1 protein-coding gene is annotated in these 263 nt (G+C 38.4%); it reads left to right on the forward strand.

Annotation, left to right across the window (positions count from 1 at the left end):
* Positions 1–235 (forward strand): SoxR reducing system RseC family protein (locus tag AAEY83_RS16060; protein ID WP_351060582.1); only part of this gene is annotated, 235 nt, incomplete at its 5' end.
* Positions 236–263: the final 28 nt, after the last annotated feature.

The following is a 263-nucleotide window of genomic DNA, read 5'->3' on the forward strand; positions in this document are numbered from 1 at the left end:
CGTTAAGCATGCTTTTGCGGTTTACATGCTACCGCTCCTTTTGAGTCTTGTTTTTGCATTTGTTGCGGCGCAATTGTTTATAGCTTCCGAAGGCTGGCAGATTTTAGCTGCTGCTCTAGGTGGTGTTACTGGCTTTTTTATAGCTAAAACTCGCGTGAAATCTCTAAAGCACGATATAAAAGTTATAAAAATTCACCCAATTAGTATCCCTTTAACTCAAATAGATGGTGATTGACGCCAATTAAATGTAAAATTGCCGTTTT

Source organism: Psychrobacter sp. TB20-MNA-CIBAN-0197 (assembly GCF_040309765.1).
GTDB classification, from domain to species: domain Bacteria; phylum Pseudomonadota; class Gammaproteobacteria; order Pseudomonadales; family Moraxellaceae; genus Psychrobacter; species Psychrobacter submarinus.